General features: G+C 61.1%; 1 protein-coding gene (running past one end of the window). It reads right to left on the bottom strand.

Going from position 1 to position 18838, the window contains the following annotated elements:
• Nucleotides 1-18838 carry the 5' portion of a non-ribosomal peptide synthase/polyketide synthase gene (locus LF929_RS13380; protein WP_368678944.1) on the bottom strand. It extends 11840 nt beyond the left edge of the window, so the window shows 18838 of its 30678 coding nt (coding positions 1-18838); its start codon is at nt 18836-18838; the stop codon falls past the left edge of the window.

Below are 18838 nucleotides of genomic sequence, written 5' to 3'. Positions count from 1 at the left end.
TCCGCGCATTCGGCTCGGTTGCAAACGGATCGGCGAGGAAGCGTTCGGCAGTAAGCTCGGGGCGGTTCAGATAACCGCGTGCCACACCGACACCCCCGATATAGATTTCACCGGCAATACCCAGCGGTACCGGCTGCTGATGCGCATCCAGAATATAGAGACGGCTATTGTCTATCGGGTAGCCAATCGGCGGCAGGCGCGGCCAGTCAGCGGCGTTGCCGGAACATTGATACTCCGTCACCACGTGGGTTTCTGCCGGGCCGTATTGGTTGTGCAGGCGGATTGGGCCGGAGCGTTGGCACAGGGCGCGGATTTCATTGCTTATCAGCAGCCGTTCGCCAGCGGTGATGATTTCTTTTACCGGCAATCCCTGCTGCGTTTGTGCGCAGGTCACGGCCAGTGTCTGCAATGCGGCGACCGGCAAAAAGACGCGCTCGATGGCGTGCTTCTCGATAACGTTCAGCAGCCGGTCCATTTGTAAGCGATCTTCACTGGCGATCATCACCAGTTTGCCGCCACCGGTCAGGGCGCTGAGGATTTCCTGAAACGCGACATCAAAACCGAAGGAGGCAAATTGCAGTGTGGTCATGGCTGCCTGTTCTCTGGCCTGCCAGTGCAGCAGATTGACCAGCGGCGTATGCGGCATCGCCACCCCCTTGGGCTGCCCGGTAGAGCCGGAGGTGTAGATGACATAGGCCAGATTATCCGGTGTCAGGCCGATTTCGTTGCGAGACGGGTTGTCGCTGGGGTGTGTTGCCCAGCGTTCGGCATCCCGTGTCAGATGCAGCACTGTTGCTGTACCGGTCAGGTTGTCTAACACCGCCTGTCCGAGCTGATCGACCAGAATAACGCCGGGGGCGCTGTCTTTGAGCATAAATGCCAGACGTGCGGAGGGGTATTCTGGGTCCAGCGGCACACAAGCGGCCCCGGCTTTCAGTGTGGCCAGCACGCAGACGATCATCTCCGGGTGGCGTTCAGTACAGATTGCCACCCGATCATCGGCACCGACGCCCAGTTCACGCAAGTGGTGCGCCAGTTGGTTGGCGCGATGGTTCAGTTCGCCATAGCTTAGCGACTGGTCTGCAAAGACCAGCGCAATCCGTTCCGGATGCTGTGTCGCCTGCTGCTCGATACGTTCATGAACACAGATCCCGGTCGGGTAAGCCGTTTGAGTGCGATTGAACCCCGTTAGCACCTGATGCCGTTCAGCGTCCGGCAGAACAGACAACCGGTACAATGGCTGTTCAGGTGACCGCTCCAGCGCATCGATCAGTTGTGTCAGCACGTGCTGCATCATTTGTCCGATCCGTTCACCGCCCAGACGGCTATCGGCCTGAACCTTGAGTGAGAAACCGGCGTTAAGCGTATCATCCACGGACAGCGTAAGCGGGTAATTGGTGCGTTCTTCCGCTTTCAGCAGTGTGATGCCGTGCCACGGGTCTTCGGCAACGCTGTCGTTTGATTGTGTGACATCATGTGATTGTGTGAGGTCATGGCGATAGTTCAGCAATGCGCTGAACAAGGGTTGCGATGCGGCAACGCCACTGCATTGCTGCGCCAGAGCCAGCGAGGCGTGTTCATGGGCCAGCAAGTCGGTCAGGCGACGATGCGTCTGCTCCAGTGCGGCCCGGACAGTGACATCGGCCAGCGTCAGTCGCAGTGGCAGGGTGTTAATGAACAGCCCCAGCGCCTGTTCGCTACCGTCTTGCAGCCGACCTAGCAGCACGGTGCCGAAGACCACATCATCACGACCGGACAGCGCACCGATAACCTGCCCCCAGGCCAGATGGAACAGACTGGCGGCACTGATGCCCTCGTATTGTGCCTGCCGACGAATGCGCCCGGCCAGTGTGTCCGGCAGCGGCAGGATAGCTTCATCCATATCGACCAGTTCGGTCAGGCCGCCGGGCAGCGTGGGGGATTCCACATCGGCCAGTTGCTGATGGAAAAACGCGTTATCGTCAGTGGTGGCGGCTCTGGCGCGCACCTGTGCGACGTGATTACGGAAAGGAACCGAGGCGGGCAGTTTCTCCAGTTCACCGCGCTCGTCCGCGTGTATTTCGTTAAGCAGAATATCCAGCGTGGTGTGATCCAGACACAGGTGATGATGTTGCAGGCACAACAGCCAGCGGTTATTGGCTTCATCGTTTGCCATCAGCAGGTTGAACAGCGGTGCCTGACGCAGATCCAGACGCCCCGGTTTCATGCCAAGTAGTTGATCGGCAGCGTCGCCCGCTGCCGGATGCAGGTGCACCAGCGTTGCCGTCAGTTCGGCACGCCGTAACACCACCTGTACCGGTTGCGGCAAGCCTTCCCAGCGCACAGCCGTGCGCAGAATATCGTGACGGGCAATCACGCGGTTTAGCGAGGCGATAAACGCCTCCAGTCGTTGTTGTGTCGCAAATGCCAGCAGTGAACTGTTCAGGTAAGGATCATGCGACTCTGCCAGCAGGTAGTGATACAGCACCCCTTCCTGTAACGGGGTCAGCGGGTAGATATCCTGAATCTGGCGGACACCGCCGGGAACGCTGGACACAATCCCGTCAATGTTCTCCTGCGTCAGTTCAAGTAGCGGCAGCATAGCGGGTGTAATGCGCTGACTGTCGGTGGTGATCCGGTTTTCCGGCACCGTTGCCTGTTCAAAACGTTCAATCGTCGTGGCAAGCTCTGCCAGACTGGCGTGCTCAAATACCGCCCGCACCGGGATATTCAGCCCCTGACTCTGCAGTGCGGCAATCAGACGTACCACCAGCAACGAATGACCACCGAGTTCGAAGAAGTGATCCTGCCGACCGACGCGCTCAATCCCCAGCAGGTCTTGCCAGAGTTGCGCGAGTCGCTGTTCGGTTTCGCCCTGCGGGGCCTCGTAGCGGGTGCGGACAAAGGCGCTGTCATCCGGGGCGGGCAGCGCCTTGCGGTCCACCTTGCCGTTGGGTGTCAGCGGGATCCGGTCTAGCCGCACATAGGCTGACGGCACCATGGGCGCGGGCAGGCGCTGCGCCAGTTGTGCTTTCAGCGCCTCAACGGTGAGTGCCTTATCCGACAGGGTGTAATAGGCCACCAGTCGCTGATCGCCGGTTGCGGTGCGCTGTGCCACCACCACCGCCTCGCGTACACCGGCACAGCCCTGCACTGCCGACTCAACCTCGCCGGGCTCAATACGGAAGCCACGGATCTTGACCTGCTCGTCATTACGACCCAGATAGTCGATAGTGCCGTCGGCATGCCAGCGGCCCACATCGCCTGTCTTGTACATCCGCGCATTCGGCGCGGTCGAGAACGGATCGGCTAGGAAGCGCCCGGCGGTGAGCTCGGGGCGGTTCAGGTAACCGCGCGCCACACCGGTGCCACCGATATAGATTTCACCGGTCACCCCGACCGGCACCGGCTGGCGGTTCGCATCCAGCAGGTAAACCCGACGGTTGGCCATCGGCCGGCCGATATGCGGCCGGGTCGTCTGCCCGGTGATGCGCGTATGGGTGCTGTCCACGGTACATTCGGTCGGGCCGTAGACGTTATGGCATGTGATGCCTTCCAGCGAGGCCAGCACCTGCCACTGGGCGACACCGATGGCTTCACCGCCGAGCAGGACCGTACGCAGTGAGGCCGGTAACGGCCCGGCGGCCATCAGCAGCGCCAGTTGTGACGGTGTGCAGTCAAAGACCTCCAGCGCCTGCTGTGTCATCCACTCGCGTAGTTGCTCACCGTTCTGGCGTATCGCGTCGGGCACAATCACCAGCGTGCGGCCCGAGGCCAGTTGCACCAGCTGCTGCACCGAGGCATCAAAGGACGGTGAGGCGTTGAGGCTGACGCGTTGCGGGTCGATGGAGCCATACACTGCCTGTTCCAGCCCGGCCCAGAGGTTGACCACGCTGCCGTGTTCGACTTGTACCCCTTTCGGCAGCCCGGTGGAGCCGGAGGTGTAGATGACATACGCCAGATGACGGGTCGTCAGGCCCACTGCCGCCGGGGCGATATTGTCGGCCGGGCAGGCTGACCACTGCTGGGCCGGGTTATCCAGCTCAATGACAGCGCTATCAGTGGTGATGGTTGAGCGGAGCGCGGTGGTGGTGATCAGCACCACCGGTGCGCTGTCAGCCAGCATGTACTGCAGGCGCTCCGTCGGGTAGGCCGGGTCGAGCGGGACATAGGCCCCACCGGCTTTCAGCGTGGCCAGCAATGCCACCACCAGGTCGACGCTGCGCGCCAGCGCAATCGCCACCCGGTCATCCGGCCTGACGCCCTGTTCAACTAGCCAGTGCGCCAGCTGATTCGCCCGGCGGTTCAGCTCGCCATAGCTCAGCGATGCGCTTTCAAAGACCACCGCAAGGGTATCCGGTGAATGTGCGGCCTGCTGCTCAACCAGCTGATGGATACAGATATCCACCGGGCAGTCTGCCACCGTGTCATTAAAGTCATGCAGCACCTGCTGGCGTTCGGCGTCCGGCAGCAGCGCTATCTGGGCCACCGGCTGATGGCGGTCGGCCACCATGGCACGCAGCAGCGTCTGCCAGTAGGCCAGGAAACGCCGGATGGTGTGGGCGTCAAACAGCGCCGTGGCGTAGTTCAGCTGGCCGCTCAGGCCGCTGTCGCTCTCGGTGATGTCGAGACTCAGGTCAAACTGGGCGGTGTCGTGGTCCGGTGTCAGCGGCGTCAGCGTCAGCCCGTCCAGCGCCAGTGTGGCGGACGGGGTGTTCTGGACACCGAACACCACCTGGAAGAGCGGGCTGTGGGCCAGACTGCGGACGGGGGCGACGGCTTCGACAATCTGCTCGAACGGCAGGTCCTGATGGGCCTGCGCGGCAATCACCGTCTCCCTGACACGGGCCAGCAGAGTGGCGGTATCGACTGGCCCGGACAAATCGATGCGCAGCGGCTGGGTGTTGACGAACATGCCAATCAGCCCCTCCAGCTCGGTGCGGGTACGCCCGGCAACCGGGGTGCCGATAACGATATCGTCCTGCCCGGCGAGGCGGCCCAGCAGGGCGGCCCAGGCTGCCAGCAGGGTCATGAACAGCGTGGTGCCGTGACGGCGGCCCAGCGCGTGCAGCGCGTCGGTCAGCTCGCGCTCCAGCGTAAACGCGACGGTGGCACCGTCGTAACGCTGTGTTGGCGGGCGCGGGTGGTCGGTGGGCAGGGTCAGGCAGTCCGGCGCGCCGCGAAGGTGGCCGACCCAGTACTGTTGCTGACGCTGCAGGACCGCGCCCTGCAGATGTTGGCGCTGCCAGGCAGCGTAGTCGCCATAACGGATGCGCAGGGGCGGCAGCGGGTCGGACTGACCGGCGTTAAAGGCGGCGTACAGGGTGCTGAGTTCACTGATAAACAGGCTGACCGACCAGCCATCGGCAATGAGGTGGTGCAGCGCCAGCCGCAGCAGGTGGGTCTGCGTATCCACACGGAGCAGCTGCCCCTGCACCAGCGGGCCGGTGCGCAGGTCAAACACCGGGGCGAACAGCGGCAGGTCGTCGCCGGGTGCCACGGTGATTATCGCCAGCGGGAACGGGCGCAGACCGGCGGGTTCGATGACCTGAACCGCGTCGCCCTGTACCGGCTCAAAGCGGGTGCGCAGGGGCGCATGCCGGGCCATGATGCGGTCCAGCGCCCGGGTCAGTGCGGAGACGTTCAGCGCGCCCTGCAACTGCACCGCGCCCTGAATCACATAGGCGGCGCTGGCGGCCGGGTCGAGCTGGGTCAGGAACCAGAGGCGCTGCTGAGCCAGTGACAGCGGCGGGGTAACCTCATCGGGCAGCGGTGTGATGGCCGACAGGGTCTGTGGGGCGGCCTCGTGTAGTACCGCGGCCAGCGCCTGCAGCGTCGGGTGGGCAAACAGCTGTGCCAGCGGCAGTTCACGGTTAAGTTCGGAGCGGATATGGGAGACCAGCCGCACCGCCAGCAGGGAATGGCCGCCGAGCTCGAAGAAATGGTCCTGCCGCCCGACGCGTTCAATGCCGAGCAGGCGCTGCCAGATGGCGGCCAGCGCCTGTTCGGTCTCGCCCTGCGGGGCTTCGTAGGTGGTGCGGACAAAGGCGCTGTCATCCGGGGCGGGCAGGGCCTTGCGGTCTACCTTGCCGTTGGGTGTCAGCGGGATCCGGTCCAGCCGCACGTAGGCTGATGGGACCATATGCGCAGGCAGGCGTTGTGCCAGTTGCGCTTTTAGTGCCTCCGTTGTGACTTCACTGTCATCGCTAATTTCACTGTCATCGCTAATAGTGTCATCACTAATATAGTAGGCCAGTAGTTGCTGATCAGGGCTGACCGTCACCACGGCATCGGTGACGCCGGCGCAGGTAGTCAGCACGGCGGCGATTTCACCAGGTTCAATACGGAAGCCACGGATCTTGACCTGCTCGTCATTACGACCCAGATAGTCGATAGTGCCGTCGGCATGCCAGCGGCCCACATCGCCTGTCTTGTACATCCGCGCATTCGGCGCAGTCGAGAACGGATCGGCCAGGAAGCGCTCGGCAGTAAGGTCGGGGCGGTTCAGGTAACCGCGCGCCACACCGACGCCGCCGATATAAATCTCACCGGTCACCCCGACCGGCACCGGCTGGCGGTTCGCATCCAGCAGGTAAACCCGACGGTTGGCCATCGGCCGGCCGATATGCGGCCGGGTCGTCTGCCCGGTGATGCGCGTATGGGTGCTGTCCACGGTACATTCGGTCGGGCCGTAGACGTTATGGCATGTGATGCCTTCCAGCGAGGCCAGCACCTGCCACTGGGCGACACCGATGGCTTCACCGCCGAGCAGGACCGTACGCAGTGAGGCCGGTAACGGCCCGGCGGCCATCAGCAGCGCCAGTTGTGACGGTGTGCAGTCAAAGACCTCCAGCGCCTGCTGTGTCATCCACTCGCGTAGTTGCTCACCGTTCTGGCGTATCGCGTCGGGCACAATCACCAGCGTGCGGCCCGAGGCCAGTTGCACCAGCTGCTGCACCGAGGCATCAAAGGACGGTGAGGCGTTGAGGCTGACGCGTTGCGGGTCGATGGAGCCATACACTGCCTGTTCCAGCCCGGCCCAGAGGTTGACCACGCTGCCGTGTTCGACTTGTACCCCTTTCGGCAGCCCGGTGGAGCCGGAGGTGTAGATGACATACGCCAGATGACGGGTCGTCAGGCCCACTGCCGCCGGGGCGATATTGTCGGCCGGGCAGGCTGACCACTGCTGGGCCGGGTTATCCAGCTCAATGACAGCGCTATCAGTGGTGATGGTTGAGCGAAGCGCGGTGGTGGTGATCAGCACCACCGGTGCGCTGTCAGCCAGCATGTACTGCAGGCGCTCCGTCGGGTAGGCCGGGTCGAGCGGGACATAGGCCCCACCGGCTTTCAGCGTGGCCAGCAATGCCACCACCAGGTCGACGCTGCGCGCCAGCGCAATCGCCACCCGGTCATCCGGCCTGACGCCCTGTTCAACTAGCCAGTGCGCCAGCTGATTCGCCCGGCGGTTCAGCTCGCCATAGCTCAGCGATGCGCTTTCAAAGACCACCGCAAGGGTATCCGGTGAATGTGCGGCCTGCTGCTCAACCAGCTGATGGATACAGATATCCACCGGGAAGTCTGCCACCGTGTTGTTAAAGTCATGCAGTACCTGCTGGCGTTCGGCGTCCGGCAGCACCGTCAGGGCATGCACCGGTTGCGTTGGTGCCTGCGCCAGTGCGTCAGCCAGTGTCGTCAGGGTGAGCAGCATCATTTCGCCGACACGCGCCGCACCGATACCCTCTGCAACCTGAATATCGAGGCTGAAGCCCGCCACGCCCTGATCGTTCACCGATACGTTGACCGGGTAGTTGGTGCGCTCCTGACTGAACAGCACGTCGATGCCATCCAGCTCTGTCTGTACCGACGTCTGCTCGCTGCCGCCGTTATAGCGGTAGTTGAGCAGGCTGGTGAACAGCGGGCTCTGGGCACCGACGCCGCTGCATTGCTGGACGTCGGCCAGCGCGGCGTGTTCAAAACGCAGCAGTCCGGCCAGGCCGTCGTGCGTCTGGCGCAGTGCCTGTTCAACACTGGCCTGCCCCAGCGACAGGCGCAACGGCAGGGTGTTCAGGAACATGCCCAGCACCCGATCCGCGCCTTCACCACCGGCCATACGCCCGAACAGTACCGTGCCGAACACGACGTTATCCTGCCCGGTCGTGGCCTGCACCACACGGCCCCAGGCGAGATGGAACAGGCTGGTGACGCTGATGCCGCGCTGTTGTGACAGTGCCCGCAGCCGTTGCCCCAGGGTGTCTGACAGTACCAGATGATGTTCGTCGATGTGCTGGCCGTTACCCTGGCTATCGAGCAGCCCGAACGGGGCGCAGGGCGCGTCAATATCGCCGAGTTGTGCTCGGAAATAGTCCTGCTGCGCCGATTGTTGTGCCGGTATAGCCGTTTGTTGACGGGCGAGGGCGACAAACTGCCGGAACGGCAGCGGGGCGGGTAACTGGTCGGCACGGCCCAACAGGTGTGCCTGCACCTCTTCCAGCAGCAGCTCCAGCGTGGTGTGGTCCATGCACAAATGGTGGTGCAGCAGGCACAGCAGCCAGCGGTTATTGGCCGGGTCGGCGACCTGATAACTCTGGATCATCGGTGCCTGCGCGACATTCATCTGCAACTGCGCCGGGGTAAAACGCTGTTGCAGGGCGTCGGCGACATCGTCGGCGGTGATTTCTAGCGTTTCCACCGGCATCAGGGCTTCACGCCAGACCACCTGCACGGCATCGTCCAGCCCTTCCCAGACAATCGCCGTGCGCAGAATGTCGTGACGCTGGATCACCGCCTGCAAGGCGCTGAGGAATTCGGTCAGTCGGTTTTCATCGCTGAAACTCAACAGCAGCGGAGAAATATAGGCATCGCCGACAGGGGTCAGCAGATGGTGAAACAGAATACCGGTCTGGAGCGGTGCCAGCGGGTAGATGTCCTGCACATTACGGGCACCGCCCGGCACGGTCGCCACCACAGCATCGATCTGCGCCTGCGTTAATGCCACCAGCGGCAGCATAGCCGGGGTTATCTGTTCACACTGCAGAGGGATCAGATTGGCCGGTACGGTGTCGGTCTTGGTGGTGGCGGTCAACGTAGTCGCCAGTGCGGCCAGTGTCGGCTGTCTGAACAGTTCACTGACGGAGAGTGTATACCCCGCGCGGCGCAGGCGTTCAGCCAGCTTAATCGCCAGCAGGGAATGGCCGCCGAGTTCGAAGAAATGATCCTGACGACCGATACGTTCAATCCCCAGCAGGTCCTGCCATATCGAGGCAATCGCCTGTTCGGTTGCGGTTTGCGGTGCCTCGTAGTCGGTGCGGGCAAAGGCGTTATCATCCGGGGCGGGTAAGGCTTTGCGATCGACCTTGCCGTTTGGTGTCAGCGGCAGAGCGCTGAGCTGCACATAGGCCGACGGCACCATATACGCAGGCAGGTGCGCCGTCACATGCGCACGCAGTGTTTCAGCGGTAGCGTTGCCGACATACCAGGCGATCAGACGCTGTTCACCCTGAGCGCCGCGGCGGATCATGACCACGGTGTCGCTCACACCAGCGTCCGCCCGCAGGCAGGTTTCTATTTCACCGAGTTCGACCCGGAAACCGCGGATCTTGACCTGATCATCGTTACGGCCCAGATAATCGATGCGACCATCGGCGTACCAGCGGCCCAGATCGCCGGTGCGGTACATGCGTGCGTTCGGCTCGGTTGAGAACGGGTCGTCCAGGAAGCGTTCGGCACTCAATTCCGGCTTGTTCAGGTAGCCTCGCGCCACTTGCACGCCGCCGATATAGAGTTCCCCTTCGACACCGACCGGTACCGGTTGTCCGGCTGCGTCAAGAATGTAGATTGCCATATTGGCCAGCGGCCGACCGATGGAGATCGCCGCCGTATCCTGCGGTTGAAAGCGCAGGGCGGTTGTATTGACCGTTGCTTCCGTCGGGCCGTAGAAGTTGAGCAACGCCGGGCCTTCAGGGTAATGCTCAAACCAGCTCTGTACCGCCGCTTCTGGTGCGGCTTCACCACCGGTGCAGACAATTCGCAGTGTTTCAGGCAGTGCTAATCCGGCGTGACACAGTTGTTTCCAGAACTGGGTGGGGATATCCGCGTAGGTGATGCGGTACGCACGGCAGTACTGCCAGAAGGCCTCCATGCTGCCTATCCAGTCATCGGTGCGCAGCACCAGCGTGGCACCGCAGCACAGCGAGCCGAAAATATCGGCCACGGAATAGTCAAAGCCGATATTGGCAAACTGAACCACGCGGTCGTGTTTGGTCAGCGCACAATACTGCGCCTGAGACATCGCCAGATGTGCGACATGACGATGCTCGATCATCACACCTTTCGGTTTTCCGGTCGAGCCGGAGGTATAAATCACATAGGCCAGATGTGCCGGTGTCAGGCCCAGTCGCGCCGGGGGGATATTATCGGTCGGGTAGACAGTCTGACGCGGCGACGCCTGCTCCAGTTCAATCACGGTGTGTGGTGTCGCTGTGTCGGCAGACAGGCAGGTCAGCTGCGCGCGCAGGGTGGATGTGGTGATCAGCGCCACCGGTTCACTGTCGGCCAGCATGTAGCCTAAACGCTCTGGCGGGTAGGTGGTATCCAGTGGCACATAGGCTCCGCCCGCTTTTAACGTTGCCAGCAGGGCCACGATCAGTTCAGGGCTGCGCTCCAGGGCAATCGCTACGCGATTATCCGGCCGGACACCCTGTTCAACCAACCGATGCGCCAGTTGATTCGCCAGGCGGTTCAGTTCGCCGTAACTCAATGACTGTTCGTTGAAAACCACCGCCGTGGCATCCGGTTGTTGCTCGACTTGCTGCTCAAACAGCTCATGCACACACAGACCTGACGGGAATACGGTATGGGTTGCATTGAAATCGTACAGCACCCGCTGTCGTTCCGCTTCCGGCAGCACGGGCAGCGTGTTGGTTGCCTGCGTCGGGGTGTGTTCCAGCGCGTCGATCAGTGCGTTCAACGTCGTCAGGAGCATCTGACCCACCCGTTCGGCACCGATGCGCGGGTCGACCTGAACATCAAGACTAAAGTGTTTGCCGCTGTGGTCATTAACCGAAAGGTCGACCGGGTAATTGGAGCGTTCCTGACTGAACAGAATGTGCATACCGTTGATGTCAGAGCGTTGCGTGGCATCCAGTTGCTGACTGCCACCATCGTAGCGGTAATTAAGCAGGCTGGTGAACAGTGGACTTTGGGCATCAACGCCGCTGCATTGCTGAATTTCAGCCAGCGAGGCGTGTTCAAAACGCAGCAACCCGGCCAGGCTGTTGTGCGTCTGGCGTAGCGCCTGTTCAACACTCACTTGCCCCAACGACAGGCGCAACGGCAGAGTATTCAGGAACATGCCCAGCACCCGGTCTGCGCCTTCACCACCGGCCATACGGCCAAACAGCACCGTGCCGAACACGACGTTATCCTGCCCGGTGGTGGCCTGCACCACGCGTCCCCAGGCCAGGTGGAACAGGCTGGCGACGGTGACACCGTACCGTTGTGACTGCGTCCGCAGCCGTTGTCCTAATCTGTCTGACAATGGCAGGTGATGTTCGTCGATATGCTGACTGCTGCCCTGGCTATCCCGCAGCCCGAACGGGGCGCAGGGTTCGTCAATATCGCCGAGCTGTGTGCGGAAATACTCCTGCTGTGCCGATTGTTGTGCAGGTATAGCCGTCTGCTGACGGGCGAGAGCGACAAACTGCCGGAACGGCAGCGGGGCCGGTAACTGGTCGGCTTTGCCTTCAAGGTGTGCCTGCACCTCTTCCAGCAGCAGCTCCAGCGTGGTGTGGTCCATGCACAAATGGTGGTGCAGCAGGCACAGCAGCCAGCGGTTATTGGCCGGGTCGGCGACCTGATAACACTGGATCATCGGTGCCTGCGCGACATTCATCTGCAACTGCGCCGGGGTAAAACGCTGTTGCAGGGCGTCGGCGACATCGTCGGCGGTGATTTCCAGCGTTTCCACCGGCATCAGTGCCTCGCGCCAGACCACCTGCACGGCCTCGTCCAGCCCTTCCCAGACGACCGCTGTGCGCAGAATGTCGTGACGCTGAATGACGGCCTGCAAGGCGGCAATGAAATGATCCAGCCCGTCCTTTTCCTCAAAGCTGAGGATGGAGCGGGTGATATAGGCATCCCCCACCGGTTGCAACAGATGATGGAACAGAATACCGGTCTGGAGCGGTGCCAGCGGGTAGATATCCTGCACATTACGGGTACCGCCCGGTACTGTCGCTACCACGGCATTGATCTGTGCCTGCGTTAATGCCACCAGCGGCAGCATTTCCGGGGTGATCTGTTCACAATGCAGGGGGATCCGATTGGCCGGTACGCTGTCGGCCGTGGTGCTGGCTGTCAGTGTGGCGGCCAGTGCGGCCAGCGTCGGTTGTCTGAACAGCTCGCTGACGGCGAGCGTATACCCCGCCCGGCGCAGGCGTTCGATCAGTTTAATCGCCAGCAGGGAGTGGCCGCCGAGTTCAAAGAAATGGTCCTGCCGCCCGACGCGCTCAATCCCCAGCAGGTCCTGCCATATCGTGGCAATCGCCTGTTCGGTGGCGGTTTGTGGTGCCTCGTAGTGAGTACGGACAAAGGCGCTGTCATCCGGCGCGGGCAGAGCGTTGCGGTCCACCTTGCCATGCCGGGTCAGCGGTATCTGCGCCAGCGGCACATAGGCCGATGGCACCATAAAATCGGGCAGACGGCGCGCGAGCTGCTGTTTTAGTGCCTCAATGGAAACGGATGCCTCTGAAATGGATGCATCTGAAATGGATGTATCCGAGAGCGTGTAATAGGCCACCAGCCGGTGATCGCCGGTATCGGTGCGTTGGGCGACGACCACCGCGTCACTGACCCCGTCGCATGACTGCAACGCCGATTCAACTTCGCCGGGCTCAATACGAAAGCCGCGAATTTTGACCTGAAAATCGTTACGGCCGAGGTAGTCAAGGGTACCGTCAGCATTCCAGCGCGCGAGGTCACCAGCGCGGTACATCCGTGCACCCGGCTCGTGAGCAAACGGGTCATCCAGAAAACGCTCCGCTGTCAGGTCGGGGCGGTTCAGGTAGCCGCGTGCCACCCCCATCCCGCCGATATAGATTTCACCCACCACCCCAATCGGTGCTGGCTGACGGTGTTCATCCAGAATATACATCCGGGTATTGGCGATCGGACGACCGATCGGCACCGCACCGGTGCTGCGCAAATCGGTCAGTGTATGCATACAACACCCCACCACAGTCTCGGTCGGGCCGTATTCGTTCACGATGCGCACATCGGGCCGATGCTGCCGCCAGAAACTCACATGGCGCTCCAGCACGGCTTCCCCGCCGAGAATGAATTGCTGCAAACCGGGCAGCGTGGCGATGTCGATACCGTTCGGATCACTGATCAGCAGACGGCTTAAGGCATCCAGATAGGAGGGCGTCAGCTTGATAAAACTGAACGGCTCGCCGGACACCAGCGCATGGTACAACGACGCGATTTCATCCTGACTGTCGACGATATACAGCGTTTTACCGACCAGAATCGGTACAAACACACTGGTAATGGTGGCATCAAAACCGATGGATGAGTTCATCGGGACGCGGTCACCGGCGGTGTCCGGGTAGGTTTGCAGGCTCCAGTGCAGGTAGTTCATCAGGCTGCGATGTTCGATCATGACACCTTTGGGTCGACCGGTGGAACCGGAGGTGTAGATGACGTAGGCCAGATGTCGCGGTGTCAGGCCGAGGGTCGCCGGTGCGATATTATCAGTCGGGCAGGTGGCCCACGGCTGGGCGTTACTTTTCAGTTCGATCTCATTGTCCAGTTCGACAACCGCCAGCTCAGCGGTGGTCTGCGTGATGAGTGTCGTGTGTACCGCACGGGTAGTAATCAGCGCCACCGGTGCACTGTCGGCCAGCATGTCGCTTAATCGTTGTGAGGCATAACCCGGGTCAATCGGCACATAGGCCCCACCGGCTTTCAGCGTTGCCAGCAGTGCCACGATAAGCTCAGGGCGGCGCTCCAGTGCAATCGCCACACGATTATCCGGTCTGACACCCAATTCAATCAGCCAGTGCGCCAGTTGGTTGGCCTGTTCATTCAGCTCGCGATAGCTCAGTGACTGCCCTTCGAAGACCACGGCGATGGCATCCGGCGTGCGCGCGACCTGCTGCTCAAACCGTTCATGGATGCACTGATCGGCCGGGAAGTCCGCCTCGGTGTCATTAAAGCCGTACAGCACCTGCTGGCGTTCTGCATCCGGCAGGATATTCAGCGCCGGTACGGGCTGCTCGGGTGTCTGCTCTAATGCCTTAGCCAGCTCTGCTAACGCTGCCAGCATCATTTGACCGGCGCGTGCTGCGCCAATGCGTTGGTCGACCTGAACATCCAGACTGAAGCCCACACCACGGTGGTCATTGACCGAGATATTAACCGGGTAGTGGGTACGTTCCTGACTGAACAGAATGTGCATCCCCGTGATGCCGGACCGCTCCGCCGTGTCCAGTTGCTGACTGCCGCCGTCGTAGCGGTAGTTGAGCAGGCTGGTGAACAGCGGGTTTTGGGCATCAACGCCACTGTATTGTTGAATTTCAGCCAGCGAGGCGTGCTCGACGTTCAGCAGGTCGGCCAGGCTGTCTTTCGTCAGGCGTAGCGCCTGTTCGACACTGACCTGTCCCAGCGACAGGCGCAATGGCAGGGTATTCAGGAACATGCCCAGCACCCGATCAGCGCCGTCACCACCGGCCATACGGCCGAACAGCACGGTGCCGAACACGACGTTATCCTGCCCGGTGGTGGCCTGCACCACACGACCCCACGCCAGATGGAACAGGCTGGCTACGGTGACGCCACGGTGTTGTGACTGCGCTCGTAGCCGTTGCGCCAGTTCGCTTTCAAGCGGTAAATGACATTCTTCAATGCGCCCGACATCCTGACCGTCACCCTGAATATCGAGCAGCCCGAACGGCGCACAGGGCACGTCAATATCCCCGAGTTGTGCCCGGAAATAGTCCTGCTGTGCCGACTGTTGTGCCGGTATAGCCGTTTGTTGACGGGCGAGGGTGACAAACTGCCGGAACGGCAGCGGAGTGGGCAACTGGTCGGCCTTGCCTTCAAGGTGCGCCTGCACCTCTTCGAGCAGCAGCTCCAGCGTGGTGTGGTCCATACACAAATGGTGGTGCAGCAGGCACAACAGCCAGCGGTTATTGGCCGGGTCGGCGACCTGATACCCCTCGATCATCGGTGCCTGAGCAAGGTTCATGGATAAACGCGTCGGATCGAATTTCTGGTGCAGCGCCCCGATAACATCGTCGGACTGGATAACCAGCGTTTCCACCGGCATCAGCGCGTCGCGCCAGACCACCTGCACGGCTTCATCCAGCCCTTCCCAGACGACCGCTGTGCGCAGAATATCGTGGCGCTGGATCACCGCCTGCAAGGCGGCAATGAAATTATCCAGCCCGGCTTGTGCCTCAAAGCTCAGGATGGAACGGGTGATATAGGCATCTCCCACCGGTTGCAGCAGATGGTGGAACAGAATACCGGTCTGTAACGGTGCCAGTGGGTAGATATCCTGCACATTACGGGCACCACCCGGCACGGTGGCCACTACGGTATCGATCTGCGACTGTGTCAGGGCCACCAGCGGCAGCATGGCCGGGGCGATCTGTTCTGCATGCAGGGGGATCTGATTGGCTGGTACAGCGTCGGTCGTGATGGTTTGGGTGAGCGTTGCGGCGAGAGCGGCCAGTGTTGGCTGTTTGAACAACTGACTGACAGAGAGCGTATAACCGGCCCGGCGCAAACGTTCGAGCAAGGTAATCGCCAGCAGGGAATGGCCGCCCAGTGCGAAGAAATGATCCTGACGACCGACGTGGTCGATGCCGAGCAGGTCCTGCCAGAGAGTAGCCAAAAGCTGTTCGCGCTCACCCCGTGGGGCTTCGTATTCGGTGCGCACCACATCGTGCTCAGTGGGCTCCGGCAGGGCCTTGCGATCGACCTTACCATTCGGCGTTAGCGGCAGAGTATCGAGGTGAATATACGCGCCCGGCAACATATGAACCGGTAACTGCGCGGCAAGATGTGCATGTAGCTCGGCTACTCCAGCATGACCGGTAAACCAGGCAATCAGCCGTGGCTGATGGTGTTGATCCGCTCGGGCCATGACGATGACGTCAGTAACACCGGCACAGTGGCGTGCGCAGGACTCAATTTCACCCAGCTCGATGCGAAAACCGCGGATCTTGACCTGAAAGTCGTTACGGCCAAGATAGTCAATGGTGCCATCGGCGTGCCAGCGCCCCAGATCCCCTGTCTTATACAGGCGTGCGCCGGGTGTAGATGAAAACGGGTCGGGAATGAAACGTTCGGCACTCAGTTCTGGCCGGTTCAGGTAGCCGCGCGCAACCTGTACCCCGCCAATATGGAGCTCACCCACCACCCCGACAGGAACCGGGCGTCCCTGCGGGTCGAGTATATACATACGAACATTGGCTTTGGGCCGACCGATGGATACCAGCATGCTGTCGGTATCATAGGCGCAGGCCCAGCCGGTGACGTCCACGGCGGCTTCCGTCGGCCCATACAGGTTGTGCAGTTCAGTGTGGGGCAAATATCTACCCGTTTGCCTGATGGTGGCGGCAGGCAGGGCTTCCCCGCTACAGAATATCGCTCGCAGACTGGGGCACTGACCGGCTTTCAGCACGCTGATAAAGTGGCTCAACATCGGCGGGACAAAGTGGGCGATGGTTACCCGTGCCTGTTCAATCAGTGTGCTCAGATAATACGGGTCTTTATGACCCTCCGGCTTAGCCAGCAGCAGGGTTGCGCCGACCCATAACGGACAGAAAAACTCCCACACCGAGACATCAAAACTGAATGGGGTTTTTTGCAGAATAACGTCTTGCGCGGTGAAGGCGTAGTCTTCAATCATCCAGGCCAGACGGTTGACCACGCCCCGGTGCTCATTCATCACCCCTTTGGGCTGGCCGGTCGAGCCGGAGGTGTAGATAACATACGCCAGATGATGAGGCTCCAGGCCGATGTCGCTGGGGTTGATATTGTCTGTCGGGCATTGCTGCCACGGTGTGGTTTCGCCATCCAGTTCAATCAGGTGAGTCGCACTGGACTGTGCAGACAGGAGGCTGACCCGGGCGCGGACAGACCGACTGGTGATCAGCACCGCAGGCTGGCTGTCATTGATCATGTAGGACAGCCGATCCTCCGGGTAATCCGGGTCCAGCGGCACGTAAGCACCCCCGGCTTTCAAGGTTGCCAGCAGGGCGATAACCAGTTCATGACTGCGCTCCAGCGCAACACCGACCCGACTGTCCGGCCCCACGCCCTGTTGGCGCAGCCACCAGGCCAGCTGGTTGGCCCGGTGGTTTAGCTCACCGTAGCTGAGCGTCTTACCGTTCAGTGACAACGCTATCGCGTCTGGCTGTTGACGTGCCTGTGCTTCAAACGGCAGGTGGATATAGTCGCTGACAGGACCGGCGAGCTGAGCGGCATTCCACTGCTCCAGAATGCGGGCTCGCTCGCCGGGGACAAACAGCTCCCGCTCGCCGACAGGCTGCTCCTGATGCTGGTCGGCCTCAGCGATAAAACAGAGCAGACGCTGGAGATGGCTGTCCAGATCAGCGGTGCTGTACAAGGCCGCGTTAGCGTCCAGGTAAAATTCAAGGCCATGCTCACCGAGGTCGGAGACGGTGATGGAAAGGTCGTCTAGCGGGCCGAAGGCCAGATTGTGTTCGGCAGTGCTCAGGCTATCGAACGTTACCTCGCCTGACAGCGGCAGGAAGTTGAACGCGGTGGCATAAAATGTCCGGTTCTCTGTCGCCAGGCCGAGGTCGGTTCTTAACTGCTCGCCCCGGTAGCGTTGGTGGCGTAGCGCGCTGCTTAACCGGCCTTTCACCTGTTGCAGGCACTCGCTCAGTGTCAGGTCAGCTGACAGGGTTAAGCGCATCGGGACGATATTGGACGACATGCCCGCCAGGCTTCGATGCTGACGGGTCATCCTCGCCGTGACCGGCAGCCCCATGACCAGGTCGTTCTGGCCGGTCATCCGGTACAGATAAATGGCGGTCAGGGCGGTCAATAACTGCGCAAGGCTGGCATCGTGCTGGCGGGCGAGGGCACGAACGCGCTGGCTTTCCTGACGGTTCATAGCCTGGGCTCGTCTGACAATATCAGCACAACGTGCCTGCTGGTTGGCGAGACTGACGGGGGCCGGTGCGTCTTGCATCAACGTCAGCCAGTATTGACGGTCACGCTCAACATGGCTGGATGTATGGTAATCCTGCTCCAGCGTCATCAGGTCCTGAATGCTGCCAAAGGTGTGCTCTGACACCGGCTGCCCCTGCATCAGTGCCGAGTAGATATCGGCAATACGGCGTGTCATCAGGGTTCCACTGTAACCATCGATCACCACATGGTGAGCGCACTGGTAAAAGAAAAACCGGTTAGGCGCGATGCGCAGCAGGGCAAATGAAAAAAGTGGCCCCTGCTCAATATCAAAAGGCTGGTTCAGGTTTTCCCGCATCCATTGGATGGCACATTGCTCAGGGTACTGTTTGGTACTGAAATCCAGTGTTGGAAACGCCCAGCGTGGCGCTTTCAACACTCGCTGTACCGGTATGGGGCCAGAGGCATCAATGACTGATCGGAACGCTTCGGTCTCTTCAATGGCCTGAGCAATAGCCACCTTCAATATATTGGCATCTACCTGACCACCAATATCGGTATATTTGGAAACTTTGAATACATTAGCTTGTGCATCCTGATTCACTTCCTGTGCTAACCAGATGCCTTGCTGAGCGGTTGATAATGGAAACGAGGAAGAGTTATTTAATGAACGGCGCTCTTTGTTGTTACTCAT

It is taken from the genome of Dickeya oryzae (genome assembly GCF_020406815.2).
Taxonomy (GTDB): Bacteria; Pseudomonadota; Gammaproteobacteria; order Enterobacterales; family Enterobacteriaceae; genus Dickeya; species Dickeya oryzae.
The sequence above is the reverse complement of the archived record's forward strand: the minus strand, read 5'-3'. Positions and strand labels throughout refer to the sequence as shown.